Source organism: Achromobacter sp. EB05 (assembly GCF_044232075.1).
Lineage (GTDB): Bacteria > Pseudomonadota > Gammaproteobacteria > Burkholderiales > Burkholderiaceae_B > Achromobacter > Achromobacter dolens.
Window position 1 is genome coordinate 2,934,945 of record NZ_CP155917.1, and the last position, 16,948, is coordinate 2,951,892.

Genomic DNA, 16,948 nt, shown 5'->3' on the forward strand with positions numbered 1-16,948 from the left:
GGCGCGCGCCACCCGCCAGACCCCTCGGCCGGGCCGGAAGCGACGTCTTCCCGCCCGGCTTTTTCGTGCACGCCGCCCGCCGGGAACCGAGCCGGCGCCGGTGGGGTCGAACGCCGCTCGCGCGGTTTTGCGTAGAATGCGGCGAAATCGCTCTCTCATTTTTTGTCCGGACACCCCATGACCAAGGCCTTGCTAGTCGAAGACGATCCGAAGCTGTCGCGCCTGATTGCGCAGTTCCTGGAGCAACACGGGTTCCAGGTCGCCCAGGCCTACCGCGGCGACCATGCGGTGGAGGCGTTCCGCCGCCACGACCCGGCCATCACCATCCTCGACCTGATGCTGCCCGGGCGCGACGGCCTGCAGGTCTGCCGCGACCTGCGGGCTTTCTCGTCGGCGCCGATCCTGATGCTGACCGCCCGCGAGGACGACCTGGACCAGATCCTGGGCCTGGAGTCGGGCGCGGACGACTACGTCATCAAGCCGGTCGAGCCGCGCGTGCTGCTGGCTCGCATCCGCGCGCTGCTGCGGCGCCACAGCCAGCTCGAGGAGCCGCCGGAGCGCCTGGAGTTCGGGCCGCTGGTCATCGACCGGCGCACCCGGGCGGTGGTTCACGGCGGCGTCGAGGTCGACCTGACCACGATGGAGTTCGAGATGCTGTGGGCGCTGGCCAGCCAGGCCGGCCAGGTGCTCACCCGCGACGATCTGCTCAATGCGGTGCGCGGCATCGAGTTCAACGGCCTGGACCGCAGCGTCGACGTCTGCGTCAGCAAGCTGCGCCGCAAGCTCGACGACGACCCGCGCGATCCGGCGCGCATCAAGACCGTGTGGGGCAAGGGCTACCTGTTCTCGCCCAAGGCGCACGAGGGCGGCGATGATTAAATTCGTCCTGCGGCTCTTCGTGGTGCTGGCGGTCGGCTTCGTGATTTCCAACGAAGTCGTGGACCGTTCCGCCAACTACCTGTTCGAGCCGGTCAGCGACGCCTACACCCGCGAGTCGGTGCGCGGGCAGATCCACAGCCTGGTGCTGGAACTGTCGAAGGTCGAACCCGAAGCGCGGGCGGCCTACATCGAAAAGCAGCTCAAGCCCTACTATGGCCTGGGCCTGCGCGTCTTCAACGCGTCGGACTACAACGCCAGCGACAGCGAGCGGCGCATCGTCGCTCGCGGCGATTTCTTCATCCGCGACAAGATGCAGACCTTCGTGGCCGCGATTCCCGGCCCTGGCCACCAGTGGCTCGAGGTCAAGCTGCCGCCCGAGCCGTCGTTCGGCCCGTGGGTGGTGGCGGCGGTCTACTCGGCCCTGGGGCTGCTGCTGTGCGCCTTCATGCTGGTGTGGGCGCTGCCGATCTGGCGCGACCTGGAGGCGCTCAAGACCGCCGCGCTGCGCATGGGGCAGGGCGACCTGGAGGCCCGCGCGCGGCTGTCGCGACATTCCAGCATCGGCAACCTGGGCGACACCTTCAACCTGATGTCCGAGCGCATCGCCGCGCTGATCGGCAACCAGCGCGAGCTGACCAACGCCGTTTCGCACGAGCTGCGCACGCCGATCGCGCGCCTGTCGTTCGAGCTCGACATGATCAGCCGCGCCGAGGAGCCGGCCGAGCGCCAGCGCCTGATCGACGACATGAAGAGCGACGTCGCCGAGCTCGACAGCATGGCCTCCGAACTGCTGATGTACGCCCGCCTGGAGCACAAGGGCGACGGCGTCGCGCTGCAGCCGCAGGACGCCCGCAGTTGGCTCGACGCGGTGGTGCAGCACGCGGGCTTCGAGGCGGACCACTCGGGCGTGCGCTGCGAAGTGGTGCTGTGCCAGGTGCGCGAGGTGCACCTGCACCAGCGCTACATGACGCGCGCGCTGCTGAATCTGCTGCAGAACGCCATCCGCTATGCCGGCGGCCGGGTCCAGGTCAGCCTGGTGTCGCCCGCGCCGCGCGAGTACGTGCTGATGGTCGACGACGACGGCCCGGGCGTCCCGCAAGCCGACCGCGAGCGCATTTTCGAACCCTTCATCCGCCTGGACGAGAGCCGCGACCGCGGCACCGGCGGCACCGGCCTGGGGCTGGCCATCGTCAGCCGCGTGGCGCGCTGGCACAACGGCACCGCGCAGGCCGCGGACAGCCCCTTGGGCGGCGCCCGTTTCATCGTCAGTTGGAAGGCGGCCTGAGGCCGGGGACGGAGGCGGGCCGCATTCATCCGGCACGCCTTTAACAAACTTAACAATCTGTCCTTCCAATCTTCACAAACTCCATACAAAGCGGGAAAGATCGGGATCGCGTCGCCGACTAGCATGACGGCAGTTCTCAGAAGAGGGTTGCCCGTTCGTCATGTTTTCGCTCACCCGCCTGGCTGCCGCCGCCATGTTCCTGATCGCCATGGGCGGTTGTCAGGGCGGGGCGCCGGCCGCGCCGCCGACGATATCCAAGGGCGACTATCCGGCGGTGGTGGCGTATCTGAAGCAGCGCATCGCCTATGACCTGGATGCGCAGCGGGTGCCGGGCCTGTCCATCGCCATCGTCGATGACCAGCGCACGGTCTGGAGCAGCGGCTTCGGCTATGCCGATTCGGCGCGTCATCGCACCGCCACCGGCGACACGCTCTACCGCGTAGGCGCCATCTCCAAGCTCGTGACCGCCGCGGGCGTGCTGCGCGCCGCCGACGACGGCCGCCTGTCGCTGGACATTCCGGCGGCCCAGGCGCTGCCGCAATGGGAGCTGGAGCCGCGCCGCGCCGCCATGCACTGGATGGGCACCTCTCCCTTCACCGTGCGACGCCTGCTGGCGCTGCGCCCCGACACGCTGGAAGACACCATGGGCCGGGCCCGCGCCGACATGGGCTACGCCATGCTCGGCGACATGGTGGCGCACGCCGCCGACGAACCCTTTGACGCCTACGTGCGCCGCACGCTGCTGCAGCCGCTGAACATCTCGCGCGCAGGCTTCCGGATCGCGGGCGCCGCCGACGACGCGCGCGAACTGCGCGCGGCCGGCTACCGCCGCGGCATGCCGTGGATCGAACAGTCGCAGCCGAACGAGGCCGCCGAAGGCCTGTGGGCCAGTTCCTCCGAAATGGCACGCTTCTCCAGCATGCTGTTTGGCGGCGGCGCCTACCAGGGCCGCCGCATTCTCAAGGACGAATCCGCGCTCACGCTGCTCAATCTCGAGACGGTGGCCAACGGCATGGACCTGGAATGCCGCCTGGCGCTGTCGTGGCTGGCGGCGCCCTGCGATGCCGACTACATCGCAGGCGACGCGCTGCGCGAACACAGCGGCGCCACCGAAGCCTTCCATGCCCGCTGGCTGCTGGCGCCGCGCGAAAAGCTGGCGGTGCTGGTGATGAGCAATGCCGACAGCGCCGAGCCGCTGGTGGCCTCGGTTTCGACCCTCGCGATGAACCTGATGCGCCAGGCCAAAGGCATGGCGCAAGAGTAAGCACGCGCCGCGATTGCCGCGGCGTGGCCGAGTTTTTCCCCCAACCTCGTTTCCCGGATGTTCTTATGAAGCGAAATCTCCCTATGTCCCTGATGCAGCGCCGCGCCGGCGCGGCGTGTTTGCTGGCCAGCCTGCCGGTGTTGTCGTTCGCCGCGGGCGGCCAGCAGGTCGCCGACAATTCGGTCTACGGTTCTCGCGGCGCCAGCTCGCGCGGCATCGAGGTCGCTACCGGCACCGAGAAACCGGCCGACGAGTGGAAGTTCTACGGCACGCTGGGCGTCGGCTATGCGCCGCGCTACAGCGGCAGCGATGAAAGCTCGGCCCTGCCGATCGTCGGCCTGGGCATTCGCAGCCCGAACGGGTTCTTCCTGGACACCGCGCACGGCCTGGGCTGGGAGACGCAGGCGCTCAGCAGCACCTTCCGCTTCTATCTCGCGCCCAGCGCCTCGCGCAAGGATCACAAGAAAGGCTTCGAGGGGTCGAACAAGCTGCGCGGCATGGGCGACATCAAGAGCCGCGCGCAGATCGGCATGGACGCCGAGACGCAATGGGGTCCGGTGACGCTGTCGGCCACGGTGGCGCACGCGTTCAAGAAGGGCGACGACCGCGACGTGGGCAGCGCCTACACGCTGTTCAACCTGGGCGCCAGCACCACGGTGTACGAAGGCTCGGCCGGCTCGGTCTCGCTGGCGTTGAGCGGCAACTTCGGCGACGGCAACTATATGCGCACCTGGTATGGCGTGAGCGACCGCCAGTCCGCCAACTCGGGCTACCGCCGCTACAACCCCAAGGGCGGCCTGGAAAGCATCGGCCTGGGCGCGACCTGGGCGCTGCCGTTGAGCAAGTCGTGGTCCTGGTCGGTGGTGGGTGAAGCGCGCCGCCTTTACGGCGACGCGGCCGACAGCCCCATCGTGAAGGAGCGCAACCAGTACTCTGTCGGCACCATGGTGACGTACACGTATTGAGCGGGAAGGGACCCTTTCCCGGACGGGAAAGGGCGGGGCGGGCCAGCCGGGCGTATCGCCGCCGGCCCCGCCGCGATGGATTACAGCCCTTGCACGCGGCGGCCGGTGTCGGCCTCGAACCAGTGCAGCGGGTGACGGCCGTCAGGACCGACATTGACGCGGTCGCCGACCTTGGCCGAGGACTCGGACAGTTGGCGCGTGGTGCAGCGCACGACCAGCGTGGTCTTGCCGCAGCGGCAGTGGACCAGTTGTTCGGAGCCCAGCGTTTCGACCATCTCGACTTCGGCGGGCACGCCCTGGGTGTTCAGCAGCATGTGCTCGGGGCGCATGCCCATGATGACCTTGCGGCCGCGCACCGGCGAAGGCACTTGCAGCGGCGAGATCTCCAGCGCCAGGCCGTCGGCGGTCTGCACCGTGCCGTCGCCGGCCACGTTGACTTCCATCAGGTTCATCGGCGGCGAGCCGATGAAGCCGGCCACGAAGGTCGAGGCGGGCTTCTCGAACACTTCCATCGGCGTGCCGATCTGCTCGGGCACGCCCTGGTACATGACGATCATGCGATGCGCCAGCGTCATGGCCTCGACCTGGTCGTGCGTCACGTACAGGCTGGTGGTGCCCAGGCGGCGGTGCAGCTTCATGATTTCCAGGCGCATCGCCACGCGCAGCTTGGCATCCAGGTTCGACAGCGGTTCGTCGAACAGGAACACCTTGGGTTCGCGCACGATGGCGCGGCCCATGGCCACGCGCTGGCGCTGGCCGCCCGACAGGGCGCGCGGGCGGCGGTCCAGCAGGTGGGTCAGTTCCAGGATCTGGGCGGCGGCGTCGACGCGCTTCTTGATCTCGTCCTTGGAGAACTTGCGGATCTTCAGGCCGTAGGCCATGTTCTCGAACACGGTCATGTGCGGGTAGAGCGCGTAGTTCTGGAACACCATCGCGATGTCGCGTTCGGCCGGCTCGAGATTGTTGACGACCTTGTCGTCGATCACGATCTCGCCGCTGGTCACGGTTTCCAGGCCCGCGACCATGCGCATCAGCGTGGACTTGCCGCAGCCCGAGGGGCCGACGATGACGATGAATTCACCGTCCTTCACATCCATGTCGATGCCATGGATGACCGGCACGTTGCCGGCGTAGGTTTTCTTTACGTTGCGAAAGCTGAGAGTAGCCATGAGTTATTCGTATCGGAGTCGTTGTCGTGGGGGCAGCAGGCCGAAGGCGCGGCGTGGGGGCCTCATTTTTCAGTGTCGACCAGCCCCTTGACGAACCATTTCTGCATCAGGATGACGACCAGCGCCGGCGGGATCATCGCCAGCATGGCGGTGGCCATGGTGATGTTCCATTCGGTCACGCTGTCGCCGCCGCTGATCATCCGCTTGATGCCGATGACGACGGGGTACATGTCTTCCTGCGTGGTCACCAGCAGCGGCCACAGGTATTGGTTCCAGCCGTAGATGAACTGGATCACGAACAGCGCGGCGATGCTGGTCTTGGACAGCGGCAGCAGCACGTCGCGGAAGAAGCGCACCGGGCCGGCGCCGTCGATGCGGGCGGCCTCGATCAGCTCGTCCGGCACCGTCAGGAAGAACTGGCGGAACAGGAACGTGGCCGTGGCCGAGGCGATCAGCGGCAGCGTCAGGCCGGCGTAGCTGTTGAGCAGGCCCAGGTCCGCCACCACCTTGTAGGTGGGCGCGATCCGCACTTCGACCGGCAGCATCAGCGTGACGAAGATCATCCAGAAAAAGAACATGCGGCCGGGGAAGCGGAAATACACCACCGCGAAGGCCGACAGCAGCGAGATGGCGATCTTGCCGATGGAAATCGCCAGCGCCATGATCAGGCTGACGTACATCATGCGGCCCACCGGCGCGCCGGACGAGCCGCCGGAGGAGCCGCCGAACAGCGCCTGCATGTAGTTGTCGACAAAGTGCGGACCGGGGATCAGCGACATCGGCGCGGAGGCCACTTCCTGCGCGGTCTGGGTCGACGCGACGAAAGTGACGTAGAGCGGAAAGGCCACCATGGCCACCCCGCACAGCAGGATGACGTGGGCCAGAATATCCAGCCAGGGACGGCGTTCAACCATTGTTATCTGCCTCGAAAATCAATACTGCACTTTGCGGTCGACGTAGCGGAACTGCACGACCGTCAAGGCAATCACAATGAACATCAGCACCACCGACTGGGCCGCGGACGAACCGAGGTCCAGGCCGCGGAAGCCGTCGCTGTACACCTTGTAGACCAGGATCGAGGTCGAGGTGCCGGGGCCGCCCTGCGTGGTGGTGTCCACCACCGCGAAGGTGTCGAAGAAGGCGTAGATGATGTTGACCACCAGCAGGAAGAAGGTGGTGGGCGACAGCAGCGGGAAGACGATGCTCCAGAAGCGGCGCGACGGGCTGGCGCCGTCGATCGCGGCGGCTTCGATGAGCGAGCGCGGGATCGACTGCAGGCCGGCCAGGAAGAACAGGAAGTTGTACGAGACCTGCTTCCAGACGGCGGCGATCAGCACCAGGATCATGGCCTGGTTGCCGTCCAGGCGCGGGTTCCAGTCGACGCCGGCCTGGCGCAGGGCCACGGCCAGGATGCCGACCGAGGGCGAGAACAGGAACAGCCACAGCACGCCGACCACGGCGGGCGCGACGGCGTAGGGCCAGATCAGCAGGGTCTTGTAGAGCCCGGCGCCGCGGATCACGCGATCGGCCATGACGGCCAGCAGCAGCGACACGCCCAGGCCGACCACGGCGACCAGGATCGAGAACACCGCCGTGACACGGAAGGAATCGAGGTAGGCCTGTTGCGAGAACAGCTCCATGAAGTTGTCGAGACCGACGAACTCGGAGGACAGGCCGAACGCATCTTCCAGCCGCATCGACTGCCACATGGCCTGGCCCGCGGGAAGGAAGAAGAAGACCACGGTAATGACGATCTGCGGCAGGAGCAGCAGATAGGGCAGGGTCTTGTGCCCAAAGACAACACGTTTTTCCATAGGGGGAACCCAAGGTACGAAAAACGGCGGTTGGATTAACCGCCGCTTGAAACCGCCGGCCGGGAAGCGGCACCGGCCTGGCTCGAGGCGCCCGAAGGCGCCGACACGCATAAGCACGATAGGCTTAAAGCCCCAAAATAACCAGGGCTTTAAGCCTCTCTTGAATCACGCAAGCCCCTGTCGCGAAACGGAAATCGTGCGTGACGGGGCTTGTTCCGGGGCCCGGAACGGGCGTTACTTTACACTCTTCTCGAACTTTTCCAGCAGCTCGTTGCCGCGCTTGACGATGTTCTCGGCGCCATCCTTGGCCGAGACCTTGCCCGACACGATGCGTTCGATTTCAGCGTCCTCGATTTCACGGATCTGCGGCAGGAAGCCCAGGCGCAGGCCGCGCGATTGCGCGGTGGTTTCGACGTTCAACTGCTTGACGCCGACTTCGGTGCCCGGGTTCTTGTCGTAGAAGCCTTCCTTCTTGGTCAGCTCGTAGGCGGCCTTGGTGACGGGCACGTAGCCGGTCTGCTGGTGCCAGCGGGCGGCGATTTCCGGGCTGGCCAGGAACTTGAAGAACGCGGTCACGCCCTTGTAGGTTTCCGGCTTCTTGTTGGCGAAGACCCACAGCGAGGCGCCGCCGATGATGGTGTTCTGCGGCGCGCCCTGGACGTCGGCGTAGTAGGGCAGGGTCGAGGTGCCGAATTCGAACTTGGCGTTCTTGGCGATGTTGGCGCGCAGGCCCGACGAACCGGTGATCATGGCGCACTTGCCGCTGATGAACAGCGAGTTCGGCTCGTCGCCGCGGCCGCCGTACATGAAGATGCCTTCCTTGCCCAGCTTGGCCAGGTTTTCCAGGTGGCGCACGTGCAGCGGGGTGTTGATGGCGATGCGGGCGTCCAGGCCGCCGAAGCCGTTATCCTTGGTGGCGTACGGCACGTTGTGCCAGGCCGAGAACGTCTCCAGCTGGACCCACGACGGCCACGAGGTGGTGTAGCCGCATTCCTGGCCGGCGGCCTTGAGCTTCTGGCCGGCGGCGGCCAGCTCTTCCCAGGTCTTGGGCGGCTTGTCGGCGTCCAGGCCGGCCTTCTTGAAGGCGTCCTTGTTGTAGTAGAACACCACGGTCGAGCTGTTGAAGGGCATCGACACCAGCTTGCCTTCGGCCGACGAGTAGTAGCCGGCCACGGCGCCGATGAATTCCTTCGGGTCGATCGGGTTGCCGGCTTCTTCCGACATCTGCTGCACCGGCTTGATGGCGCCCTTGGCGTACATCATGGTGGCGGTGCCGACTTCGAACACCTGGAGGATGTCCGGGGCGTTGCCGGCGCGGAACGCGGCGATGCCGGCGTTCATCGACTCACCGTAGTTGCCCTTGTAGACGGCCTTGACCTGGTAGTCGGGGTTCTTCTTGTTGAACTCGTCGACCAGACCGTTGACGCGGTCGCCGAGCGCGCCTTCCATCGAGTGCCAGAACGTGATTTCGGTGGCCGCGTGGGCGGAAGCGCCGGCGAAGGCCGCCATGACGGCGGCGAAGGTAAGGGCAATTCGGTGGGATCGCATGAGAGGTTTCCTCCAGTTGGGCGTGTCGCGACCGGGTTGTCCGGGCGCGGAAAACACGTCACCTTATGAATTGTTTGTGACAAAACCGTGACTTTCACATCACTTAAAACGCCTGTCAAATTGCGCGTTTTAGGCGCGAACGAACATTTTCTTTTTTTTCCCGCCGGAACAGGCCGGTTTACAATCGCATGCTATGAAAAACGAACTTTCGATTGCGTTCATCGGCGGCGGCAACATGGCCTCCGCGCTGGCTTCCGGTCTTGCGGGCAAAGTATGCCCCGCCGGCAGCATTCATGTCATTGACATTAACCAGGATTCGCACGCGGCCTGGCAGGCCCGCGGCATGACCACCGCGACCGCCCCGGACGAGGCCCTGGCGCGCTGCCGCGTGTGGGTGTTCGCGGTCAAGCCACAGAACATGAAAGACGTTGTGGCTTCCACGCGTCAGTGGTTGCGCGACGACACTTTGGTGGTAAGCGTGGCGGCCGGCATCCGCGCCGATACGCTGGCCGGCTGGCTGGGCACGCCCGAGGCGCCGTGGCGCCGCCTGGTGCGCTGCATGCCCAACACCCCGGCGCTGGTGGGCGCCGGCATCACCGGCCTGGCGGCGCTGGATGGCGTGGGGCAGGCCGACCGCGACCTGGCCGCCACCATGCTGGCCAGCGTCGGCGAGGTGGTCTGGGTGGCCGATGACGCGGCGCTCGACGCCGTGACCGCGCTGTCGGGCAGCGGCCCGGCTTATGTCTTCCTGTTCCTCGAAGCCCTGATCGCCGGCGGCCAGAAGGTCGGCCTGACGGCCGAGCAGGCGCGCCAGCTGGCGCTGGGCACGTTCGCGGGCGCCACCAAGCTGGCGGCCGAATCGTCCGAGCCGCCGTCGGTGCTGCGCGAGCGCGTCACCTCCAAGGGCGGCACCACCGCCGCGGCGCTGGCCGCGTTCAATGCCGCCGGCTTCGCCGGCATCGTCGAGGACGCCATGGCCGCGGCCGCGCGGCGTTCGCGCGAGCTGGCCGAGGAGTTCGGCAAGTGAGCGTGGCCAAGGCGCGCTTTGCCCCCATGAGCCGGGCGCAGTTCGGCATCGCCGTGCTGTGCATGCTGCTGGTGGTGGTGGGGTCGAACATCCTGGTGCAGGTGCCGCTGAACGACTGGCTGACCTGGGGCGGCCTGTCGTATCCGGTGGCCTTCCTGGTGACCGACGTGCTCAACCGGCGTTTCGGCCCCGCGGCCGCGCGCCGGGTGGTGTGGTTCGGTTTCGCCGCCGCGCTGGCGGTGTCGGTGTGGGTGGCGTCGCCGCGCATCGCGCTGGCCTCGGGCCTGGCCTACATTTGCGCGCAACTGGTCGACATCCAGGTGTTCGACCGCCTGCGTGACCAGCGCTGGTGGCGCGCGCCGCTGGTCTCGGGCGTGCTGGGCGCGATCCTGGACACCGCGGTGTTCTTCAGCGTGGCCTTCGCCGCCACCGGCACGCCCTGGGTGACCTGGATGATGGGCGACCTGGCGATCAAGCTGGCCGTCAACATCAGCATGCTGGCGCCGTTCCGCGCCCTGATGTGGAATCTGGCCAAACCGGCCAACGCCTGATTTTCGAAAAAACGGCGATTATTATTAACGGGATAATCATTATCCGTAAGACTCGCGTAAGCACTGTATGAAAATGCGAAGTCAAACGATGTATTAATGATTATTCATATAAATCACCTGCCATGTTTTTGCCCGCGGCGCCATGCGCCATCACAGGCGCCGCGCGGATTTCTCCTGCGTTTTCACGCACTTGTCGCGGTAATCCGTCACGATTAAAGGTTTGTCGTGAAATATTGGGGATTACACGCAGTGACAGTATGTCGGCTTGCTTCCAGAATACCGCCCACACCGTGTTTTTGCCCAAGAAGCCGGCGACGCGCGATACGGGTTGCGGGGTATCCACCCGACAGGCCGGATCGAACAGAGCCGCTCAAAACCTCGCTGGAGAACTCCGCATGAAGTTTCTGCATCGCCTTACCCCGGTAGCTATGGCATTCGGGGCGCTTGCCCTGGCAGGTTCCGTGCACGCCGCCGATACGATCAAGATCGGCATCCCGCAGCCCATGACGGGCCCCAACACCCAGTACGGCGACCAGATCCAGGCTGGCGCGCTGACTGCCATCGAGACCATCAACGCCAAGGGCGGCGTGAAGGGCAAGAAGCTCGAACCGATTCTCATCGACGACGGCTGCGAACCGAAGCAGGCCGTGCCGGCCGCCAACCGCGTGGTCAATTCCGGCGCCAAGTTCGCCGTGGCCCATGCGTGCTCGGGCGTGACCGTGGCCGCCGTCAACGTCTACGAACAGGAAGGCATCGTCGGCATCACCCCGGGCGCCACCTCGCCGCTGGTCACCGACACGATCAAGCCGCATTACTTCTTCCGCACCATCGGCCGCGACGACCAGCAGGGTCCGTACGCCGCGCGCTACATCGCCAACACCCTCAAGCCCAAGAAGGTCGCCGTGCTGCACGACAAGCAGACCTACGGCTCGGGCGTGGCCACCCAGGTCAAGGACACCCTGGCCAAGGAAGGCGTGAACGTGGCGCTGTTCGAAGGCATCAACGTCGGCGACAGCGATTACTCGGCCATCATCACCAAGCTCAAGTCGGCCGGCGTCGACCTGGTCTACTTCGGCGGCTACCACCCCGAACTCGGCCTGCTGCTGCGCCAGTCGCGTGAACAGGGCCTGAAGGTCCAGTTCATGGGTCCGGAAGGCACCGCCAACCAGGATCTGGTGGCGATCGCCGGTCCGGCCATCGACGGCCTGCTGGTCACGCTGCCCGCCGACTTCACCAAGCTGCCGGGCAACGAAAGCATCGTCAAGGCCTTCAAGGACGCCAAGCGCGATCCGGACGGCGCCTTCCAGATGCCGGCCTACGCCGCGGTGCAGATCCTGGCCGACAGCATCAACGCCGTGGGCGAAGACCCCGCCAAGGTCGCCGACTACATGCACAAGACCACCTTCAACACCGGCATCGGCAAGGTCGAGTACGACGCCAAGGGCGACCTGAAGAACTTCGAGTTCGCCGTTTACAAATGGGACAAGAACGGCAAGAAGACCCAGCTGTAAACTCCCGCGATTCCGCCGGCGTGTTGCCGGCGCGCAGGGCCTGTCGTCGTCGTTGTGTCGTAATCCGCGTAGCGATGCGCCAAAAGCGCTGTGCGGCCGGCATGCGGTGACCACAGGCCCTTAAAATACGCCCAGGTTTCCGGCTCCGGGTCTCTCTACCGGAGCCGGAACTATTTGGAGCAAGAGAAATAATGTCCGACCTCATACCCCAACTTACCCAGCAATTCTTCAACGGATTGTCTCTGGGCGCGATCTACGCGTTGATTGCCATCGGCTACACAATGGTCTACGGCATCATCGGTATGATCAACTTCGCTCACGGCGAAATCTACATGATCGGCGCCTATGTCGGCCTGGTCACCCTGACGGCCATCGGCACGGGCAGCGGCCTGCCGGTTCCGTTCATCATCGCCGCCATGCTGTTGGTGGCCATCGTCGTCACCGGCATCTACGGTTTCAGCGTCGAGCGGGTCGCGTACCGCCCGGTGCGGGGCAGTCCCCGCCTGGTGGCGCTGATCTCGGCCATCGGCATGTCGATCTTCCTGCAGAACTGGGTCGCCCTGGGCCAGGGCGCGCGCGACATGGCGGTGCCTTCGCTGGTGTCCGGCGCGGTGCAGTTCCACATGGGATCCGACTTCGATGTGACGGTGCCGTATTCGCGCATCATGATCATCCTGGTGACCGTGGTGCTGATGATCGGCCTGACGCTGTTCATCAAGTATTCCCGCATGGGCCGCGCCTCGCGCGCCTGCTCGCAGGACATGCACATGGCCAACCTGCTGGGCATCGACACCAACCGGGTGATCTCGTTCACCTTCGTGATGGGCGCGATCCTGGCGGCGGTGGGCGGCGTGCTGATCGCCATCACCATCGGCAAGCTCAATCCCTTCATCGGCTTCCTGGCCGGCATCAAGGCCTTCACGGCGGCGGTGCTGGGCGGCATCGGCAGCATCCCCGGCGCCATGCTGGGCGGCGTGCTGCTGGGCCTGGCCGAAACGTTCGCGGCAGCCTATATCTCGTCGCAGTACAAGGACATCGTGGCGTTCTCGCTGCTGGTCCTGATCCTGCTGTTCCGTCCCACCGGGCTGTTGGGCAAACCTGAGGTGGAAAAAGTCTGATGTCGAACAACAATCTCAAAAACGCCACCATGGCGGCGGTGCTGACCGCCGTCATCGTCACCCCCGTCTTCGGCCTGCAACTGATCCGCCAGGGCGCGCGCACCTCGATGGAGTCGCATTGGTCGCTGGTGGCCATCGCCGCCGCGGTCGTGTTCGTGTTCCAGTTGCTGCGGCCCTGGATCGCCAAGCCGTTCCAGAAGCTCAAGAAAGACCTGCCGACGCTGCCGTCGGCGCCGGCCAAGAACCACAAGCTGCTGATGCTGCTGATTTTGGCGGTGGCCGTGACCTGGCCGTTCTTCGCCGGCCGCAGTTCGGTCGACATCGCCACGCTGGTGCTGATCTACGTGATGCTGGGCCTGGGCCTGAACATCGTGGTCGGTTTCGCCGGGCTGCTGGACCTGGGCTTCGTCGGCTTCTATGCCGTCGGCGCCTACACCTACGCCTTGCTGTACCACTGGGGCGGCTGGAGCTTCTGGGAGGCGCTGCCGTTCTCGGGCGCCATGGCCGCGCTGTTCGGCTTCATCCTGGGCTTTCCGGTGCTGCGCCTGCGCGGCGACTACCTGGCCATCGTGACGCTGGGCTTCGGCGAAATGATCCGCCTGCTGCTGATCAACCTGAACACGCTCACGGGCGGTCCGGACGGCATCTCGGGCATTCCCAAGCCGTCGGTGTTCGGCCTGGAGATGACGCGACGCGCCAGCACGGAAGGGGGCACCACGTTCCACGACTTCTTCGGTCTGACCTTCCAGAACCAGCACATGGTGATCTATCTCTACATGATGGCGCTGCTGCTGGCGCTGATCACGCTGTTCGTCTCCACGCGCCTGATCCGCATGCCGGTCGGCCGCGCCTGGGAGGCGCTGCGTGAGGACGAGATCGCCTGCCGTTCGCTGGGCCTGAACCCGACCCGCATCAAGCTGTCGGCATTCACGCTGGGCGCGACCTTCGCCGGCTTCGGCGGCGCCTTCTTCGCGGCGCGCCAGGGCATGGTCAACCCGGAATCCTTCACCTTCATCGAATCGGCGCTGATCCTGGCCATCGTGGTGCTGGGCGGCATGGGTTCGCAGATCGGGGTGATCCTGGCGGCGGTCCTGCTGACGGTGCTGCCCGAGCTGGCGCGCGAGTTCGCCGAGTACCGGATGCTGATGTTCGGCCTGGTGATGGTATTGATGATGATGTGGCGTCCGCAGGGGTTGTTGCCCATGAAGCGTCCCCACGTGGAGCTGGCTAAATGAGCGAGGCATTGCTGAAAGTATCCGGACTGACCATGCGCTTCGGCGGCCTGCTGGCCGTCGATAGCGTGGCGTTCGAAGTCAAATCCGACGAGGTGTTCGCCATCATCGGCCCGAACGGGGCCGGCAAGACCACCGTGTTCAACTGCGTGGGCGGTTTCTACGCGCCGACGGCCGGCGATATCGTGATGGACGGCAAGTCCATCACCGGCCTGCCGAGCCACAAGGTGGCGCGCCACGGGCTGGTGCGCACGTTCCAGAACGTGCGGCTGTTCAAGCAGTTGACGGTGCTGGAGAACCTGCTGGTGGCCCAGCATACGCAGGTCGAATCGCGCCTGCTGCCCGGCCTGCTCAAGCTTAAGTCCTACCGCCAGTCGGAGGCCGACGCGCTGTCGCGCGCGGCGCAGTGGCTGGATTTCATGGGGCTGCGCGAGTATGCCAACCGCGAGGCCGGCAACCTGGCCTATGGCCACCAGCGCCGCCTGGAGATCGCGCGCTGCATGATCACCAAGCCGCGCCTGTTGATGCTGGACGAGCCGGCCGCCGGCCTGAACCCGCAGGAAAAGCGCGATCTGCAATCGCTGATCGACCAGTTGCGCCGCGAGTTCGGCGTGGCGGTGCTGCTGATCGAGCACGACATGAGCCTGATCATGGGCATTTCCGACCGCATCCTGGTCATGGAGCACGGCAAGCCCATCACTACCGGCACCCCCGAGCAGGTGCGCAACGACGAGCGCGTCATCAAGGCGTACCTGGGGGAGGAATAAATGCTGAAGCTGGAAAACATTCACACGTTCTACGGCGCCATCCAGGCGCTCAATGGCGTGTCGGTGGACGTCAACAAGGGCGAGATCGTGACCCTGATCGGCGCCAACGGCGCCGGCAAGACCACGCTGCTGATGACGGTCTGCGGCAATCCGCGCGCCAAGGAAGGCAAGATCACCTTCGAGGGCGAGGACATCACCAACAAGGACACGCACCACATCATGCGCAATGGCATCGCCATTTCGCCGGAAGGGCGGCGCGTGTTCAAGGACCTGACGGTGGCCGAGAACCTGATGATGGGCGGCTTTTTCTCCAAGCGCGAGGAGATCCAGGCGGGCATCGACCACGTCTATGGCTTGTTCCCGCGCCTGAAGGAACGGGCCAGCCAGCGCGCCGGGCTGATGTCGGGCGGCGAGCAGCAGATGCTGGCGATCGGGCGGGCGTTGATGACGCGGCCGCGCCTGCTGCTGCTGGACGAGCCGACGCTGGGGCTGGCGCCGCTGGTGATCGCGCAGATCTTCGACATCATCCGCGAGATCCGCGAGCAGGGCGTGACGGTGTTCCTGGTCGAGCAGAATGCCAACAAGGCGCTGCAGGTGGCGGATCGCGGGTATGTGCTGGAGAACGGGCGGGTCGTGCTGCAGGATACGGGGGCGAATCTGCTGGTCAATGATCAGGTGCGGAAGGCTTATCTGGGCGGGTGATCCGCTTGAAGGTTTTATTCCCCGCGAAGGGAAATTTGGGCGCTACTGAAAGGGGCGCCCTTTTTTTTCGTTGGGAGTGGCGTGTCTTCGTAGGTCGCCCGAGGCGGGCGGCGCCCTGGCGAGGCGCGCCAACGATTGCGGTCCGGAGCGTTCGCTCCGGACTGCCCCGTCGTCATCTTCGTCACAGCCTGCGGCTGCTCCTTCAGATTCCCTCGGGCGCATCGACGGCGCGCCTCGCCAGGGCACCACCCGCCTCGGGCTGCGGATTGCGAGGCTTGTCGCGCTGCTGGAGCGTGGGGTAAGGGGCGGGTTTTGCGGGGCCCGCAAAGATCGGCCGCGCGGGCGGCCGATCTTTGCATACGCGGTGGGTTTGCGTCGGGAGGATGACGCTGCGCGCGGGGGGAGGGGATGACCCGCTGGGGAGGGGAGAGAGAGGGATTGCCGAACTGCGCCGGGTATGGAGCTCGGACGATATCGAATTCAATGGGTAGCGGCCTTCAATCTCTGGCACTGGGATTGGCGCGCCTGGGCTTTCAAATAGCAGGATTCGACCACCCCGGAGCGCGTCGCGTATTACTTGTCCGCGGGGCCTAGCGCTTCTGCCCAGTTCTTTTTCATGGCGGCGATGCGGGCCTCGTAGGCGGATTTCAGGCAGGCGGCGTCGGGGCAACGGTCGCGCACGGTGGTGCGCCATTGGGTCTGCTCTTTTGCCATGGGATCGCGCCATTCACCGGTTTCACCGTCACGGCCTGCGGTTTCGGCCTGGATCTTGTCGTAGAGATCCTTCACCTGGTCGTCCAGCCTGGATAGCGATGGGTCGGCGCAGATCAGATGTTCGACATGGGTTTTCGCGGCCTTGCAGTCGAAGCCCGCGGCGTGGGCGGCTTTGACTGGCAGGAACGGGGCGCTGGCGAGGACGGCGCAGAATGCCGCGTGCAGGATCGCATGTTTGCCTTGCGCGCTTTGCCGGCGCCGGCCTTTCATGATGCTGGTCGGCATTGCCGCGAGAACGGGGTTGCGCACGTCCTTCACTCCTGGATAGTCCGAGGCCACCGACAGGGTGGCCCACGGATCGATTCTCCCGGTTGTCGCGCGGTCGCGCAACTCGCGGGCCTT

16 protein-coding genes are annotated in these 16,948 nt (G+C 65.6%); 11 read left to right on the forward strand and 5 right to left on the reverse strand.

The genetic code is table 11. The features are described 5' to 3' along the window. The first annotated feature begins 177 nt into the window (after positions 1-177). The 4 genes from AAID08_RS13440 (at position 178) to AAID08_RS13455 (ending at position 4,393) form a co-directional block, all read left to right on the forward strand. Entirely contained in the window at positions 178-879 is a 702-nt protein-coding gene (locus AAID08_RS13440; protein WP_054502603.1) for a response regulator, read from the forward strand. After that, a complete protein-coding gene (locus AAID08_RS13445; protein WP_395757740.1) occupies positions 872-2,164 on the forward strand; it encodes an ATP-binding protein in 1,293 nt (430 codons plus the stop codon). The genes AAID08_RS13440 and AAID08_RS13445 overlap by 8 nt, the downstream gene beginning before the upstream one ends. A 160-nt stretch (positions 2,165-2,324) precedes the next feature. Continuing rightward, entirely contained in the window at positions 2,325-3,428 is a 1,104-nt protein-coding gene (locus AAID08_RS13450) for a serine hydrolase (RefSeq protein ID WP_144655749.1), read from the forward strand. A gap of 83 nt (positions 3,429-3,511) precedes the next feature. After that, positions 3,512-4,393: a MipA/OmpV family protein gene (locus tag AAID08_RS13455; protein ID WP_116791204.1), complete on the forward strand. Its 882-nt coding sequence runs from the start codon at positions 3,512-3,514 to the stop codon at positions 4,391-4,393. A gap of 80 nt (positions 4,394-4,473) precedes the next feature. Here AAID08_RS13455 and AAID08_RS13460 read toward each other — a convergent pair whose 3' ends face one another. The 4 genes from AAID08_RS13460 to ugpB form a co-directional block, all read right to left on the reverse strand. Then, positions 4,474-5,562: a sn-glycerol-3-phosphate import ATP-binding protein UgpC gene (locus AAID08_RS13460; RefSeq protein ID WP_054502599.1), complete on the reverse strand. Its 1,089-nt coding sequence runs from the start codon at positions 5,560-5,562 to the stop codon at positions 4,474-4,476. A 62-nt stretch (positions 5,563-5,624) separates the two neighbouring features. Further along, entirely contained in the window at positions 5,625-6,476 is an 852-nt protein-coding gene (gene ugpE / locus AAID08_RS13465) for a sn-glycerol-3-phosphate ABC transporter permease UgpE (RefSeq protein ID WP_006386445.1), read from the reverse strand. A gap of 18 nt (positions 6,477-6,494) precedes the next feature. Continuing rightward, positions 6,495-7,376 (reverse strand): sn-glycerol-3-phosphate ABC transporter permease UgpA, encoded by an 882-nt coding sequence (gene ugpA / locus AAID08_RS13470; RefSeq protein ID WP_006386446.1) that lies wholly within the window; start codon positions 7,374-7,376, stop codon positions 6,495-6,497. Positions 7,377-7,610: 234 nt separating this feature from the next. Further along, positions 7,611-8,924 (reverse strand): sn-glycerol-3-phosphate ABC transporter substrate-binding protein UgpB, encoded by a 1,314-nt coding sequence (gene ugpB / locus AAID08_RS13475; RefSeq protein ID WP_054502598.1) that lies wholly within the window; start codon positions 8,922-8,924, stop codon positions 7,611-7,613. A gap of 193 nt (positions 8,925-9,117) precedes the next feature. Here ugpB and proC point away from each other — a divergent pair, with 193 nt between their 5' ends. The 7 genes from proC (at position 9,118) to AAID08_RS13510 (ending at position 15,832) form a co-directional block, all read left to right on the forward strand. After that, positions 9,118-9,951: a pyrroline-5-carboxylate reductase gene (proC, locus tag AAID08_RS13480; protein ID WP_059270662.1), complete on the forward strand. Its 834-nt coding sequence runs from the start codon at positions 9,118-9,120 to the stop codon at positions 9,949-9,951. 26 nt (positions 9,952-9,977) lie between these two features. Continuing rightward, positions 9,978-10,502, forward strand: coding sequence for a queuosine precursor transporter (locus AAID08_RS13485; protein WP_049077771.1), 525 nt, complete (start codon positions 9,978-9,980; stop codon positions 10,500-10,502). Positions 10,503-10,897: 395 nt separating this feature from the next. Beyond that, complete coding sequence (locus AAID08_RS13490; protein WP_395757741.1) at positions 10,898-12,013, forward strand: branched-chain amino acid ABC transporter substrate-binding protein; 1,116 nt, start codon at positions 10,898-10,900, stop codon at positions 12,011-12,013. 191 nt (positions 12,014-12,204) lie between these two features. Beyond that, positions 12,205-13,131 carry a high-affinity branched-chain amino acid ABC transporter permease LivH gene (gene livH, locus AAID08_RS13495; protein WP_049073549.1) on the forward strand — a complete coding sequence of 309 codons (927 nt, stop codon included), beginning with the start codon at positions 12,205-12,207 and terminating at the stop codon, positions 13,129-13,131. After that, positions 13,131-14,366 carry a high-affinity branched-chain amino acid ABC transporter permease LivM gene (locus AAID08_RS13500; RefSeq protein WP_054502596.1) on the forward strand — a complete coding sequence of 412 codons (1,236 nt, stop codon included), beginning with the start codon at positions 13,131-13,133 and terminating at the stop codon, positions 14,364-14,366. The genes livH and AAID08_RS13500 overlap by 1 nt, the downstream gene beginning before the upstream one ends. Next, complete coding sequence (livG, locus tag AAID08_RS13505) at positions 14,363-15,130, forward strand: high-affinity branched-chain amino acid ABC transporter ATP-binding protein LivG (protein ID WP_049073551.1); 768 nt, start codon at positions 14,363-14,365, stop codon at positions 15,128-15,130. The genes AAID08_RS13500 and livG overlap by 4 nt, the downstream gene beginning before the upstream one ends. Beyond that, entirely contained in the window at positions 15,131-15,832 is a 702-nt protein-coding gene (locus tag AAID08_RS13510; protein WP_049073552.1) for an ABC transporter ATP-binding protein, read from the forward strand. Positions 15,833-16,405: 573 nt separating this feature from the next. Here AAID08_RS13510 and AAID08_RS13515 read toward each other — a convergent pair. Then, positions 16,406-16,855, reverse strand: coding sequence for a lysozyme inhibitor LprI family protein (locus AAID08_RS13515; RefSeq protein WP_240806502.1), 450 nt, complete (start codon positions 16,853-16,855; stop codon positions 16,406-16,408). Positions 16,856-16,948 lie beyond the last annotated feature (93 nt).

Excerpts from the sequence above, each read along its gene's own strand:
- AAID08_RS13440 (WP_054502603.1), top strand. The coding sequence starts at position 178 with ATGACCAAGGCCTTGCTAGTCGAAGACGATCCGAAGCTGTCGCGCCTG.
- AAID08_RS13445 (WP_395757740.1), top strand. The coding sequence starts at position 872 with ATGATTAAATTCGTCCTGCGGCTCTTCGTGGTGCTGGCGGTCGGCTTC.
- AAID08_RS13450 (WP_144655749.1), top strand. The coding sequence starts at position 2,325 with ATGTTTTCGCTCACCCGCCTGGCTGCCGCCGCCATGTTCCTGATCGCC.
- AAID08_RS13455 (WP_116791204.1), top strand. The coding sequence starts at position 3,512 with ATGTCCCTGATGCAGCGCCGCGCCGGCGCGGCGTGTTTGCTGGCCAGC.
- AAID08_RS13460 (WP_054502599.1), bottom strand. The coding sequence starts at position 5,562 with ATGGCTACTCTCAGCTTTCGCAACGTAAAGAAAACCTACGCCGGCAAC.
- ugpE (WP_006386445.1), bottom strand. The coding sequence starts at position 6,476 with ATGGTTGAACGCCGTCCCTGGCTGGATATTCTGGCCCACGTCATCCTG.
- ugpA (WP_006386446.1), bottom strand. The coding sequence starts at position 7,376 with ATGGAAAAACGTGTTGTCTTTGGGCACAAGACCCTGCCCTATCTGCTG.
- ugpB (WP_054502598.1), bottom strand. The coding sequence starts at position 8,924 with ATGCGATCCCACCGAATTGCCCTTACCTTCGCCGCCGTCATGGCGGCC.
- proC (WP_059270662.1), top strand. The coding sequence starts at position 9,118 with ATGAAAAACGAACTTTCGATTGCGTTCATCGGCGGCGGCAACATGGCC.
- AAID08_RS13485 (WP_049077771.1), top strand. The coding sequence starts at position 9,978 with ATGAGCCGGGCGCAGTTCGGCATCGCCGTGCTGTGCATGCTGCTGGTG.
- AAID08_RS13490 (WP_395757741.1), top strand. The coding sequence starts at position 10,898 with ATGAAGTTTCTGCATCGCCTTACCCCGGTAGCTATGGCATTCGGGGCG.
- livH (WP_049073549.1), top strand. The coding sequence starts at position 12,205 with ATGTCCGACCTCATACCCCAACTTACCCAGCAATTCTTCAACGGATTG.
- AAID08_RS13500 (WP_054502596.1), top strand. The coding sequence starts at position 13,131 with ATGTCGAACAACAATCTCAAAAACGCCACCATGGCGGCGGTGCTGACC.
- livG (WP_049073551.1), top strand. The coding sequence starts at position 14,363 with ATGAGCGAGGCATTGCTGAAAGTATCCGGACTGACCATGCGCTTCGGC.
- AAID08_RS13510 (WP_049073552.1), top strand. The coding sequence starts at position 15,131 with ATGCTGAAGCTGGAAAACATTCACACGTTCTACGGCGCCATCCAGGCG.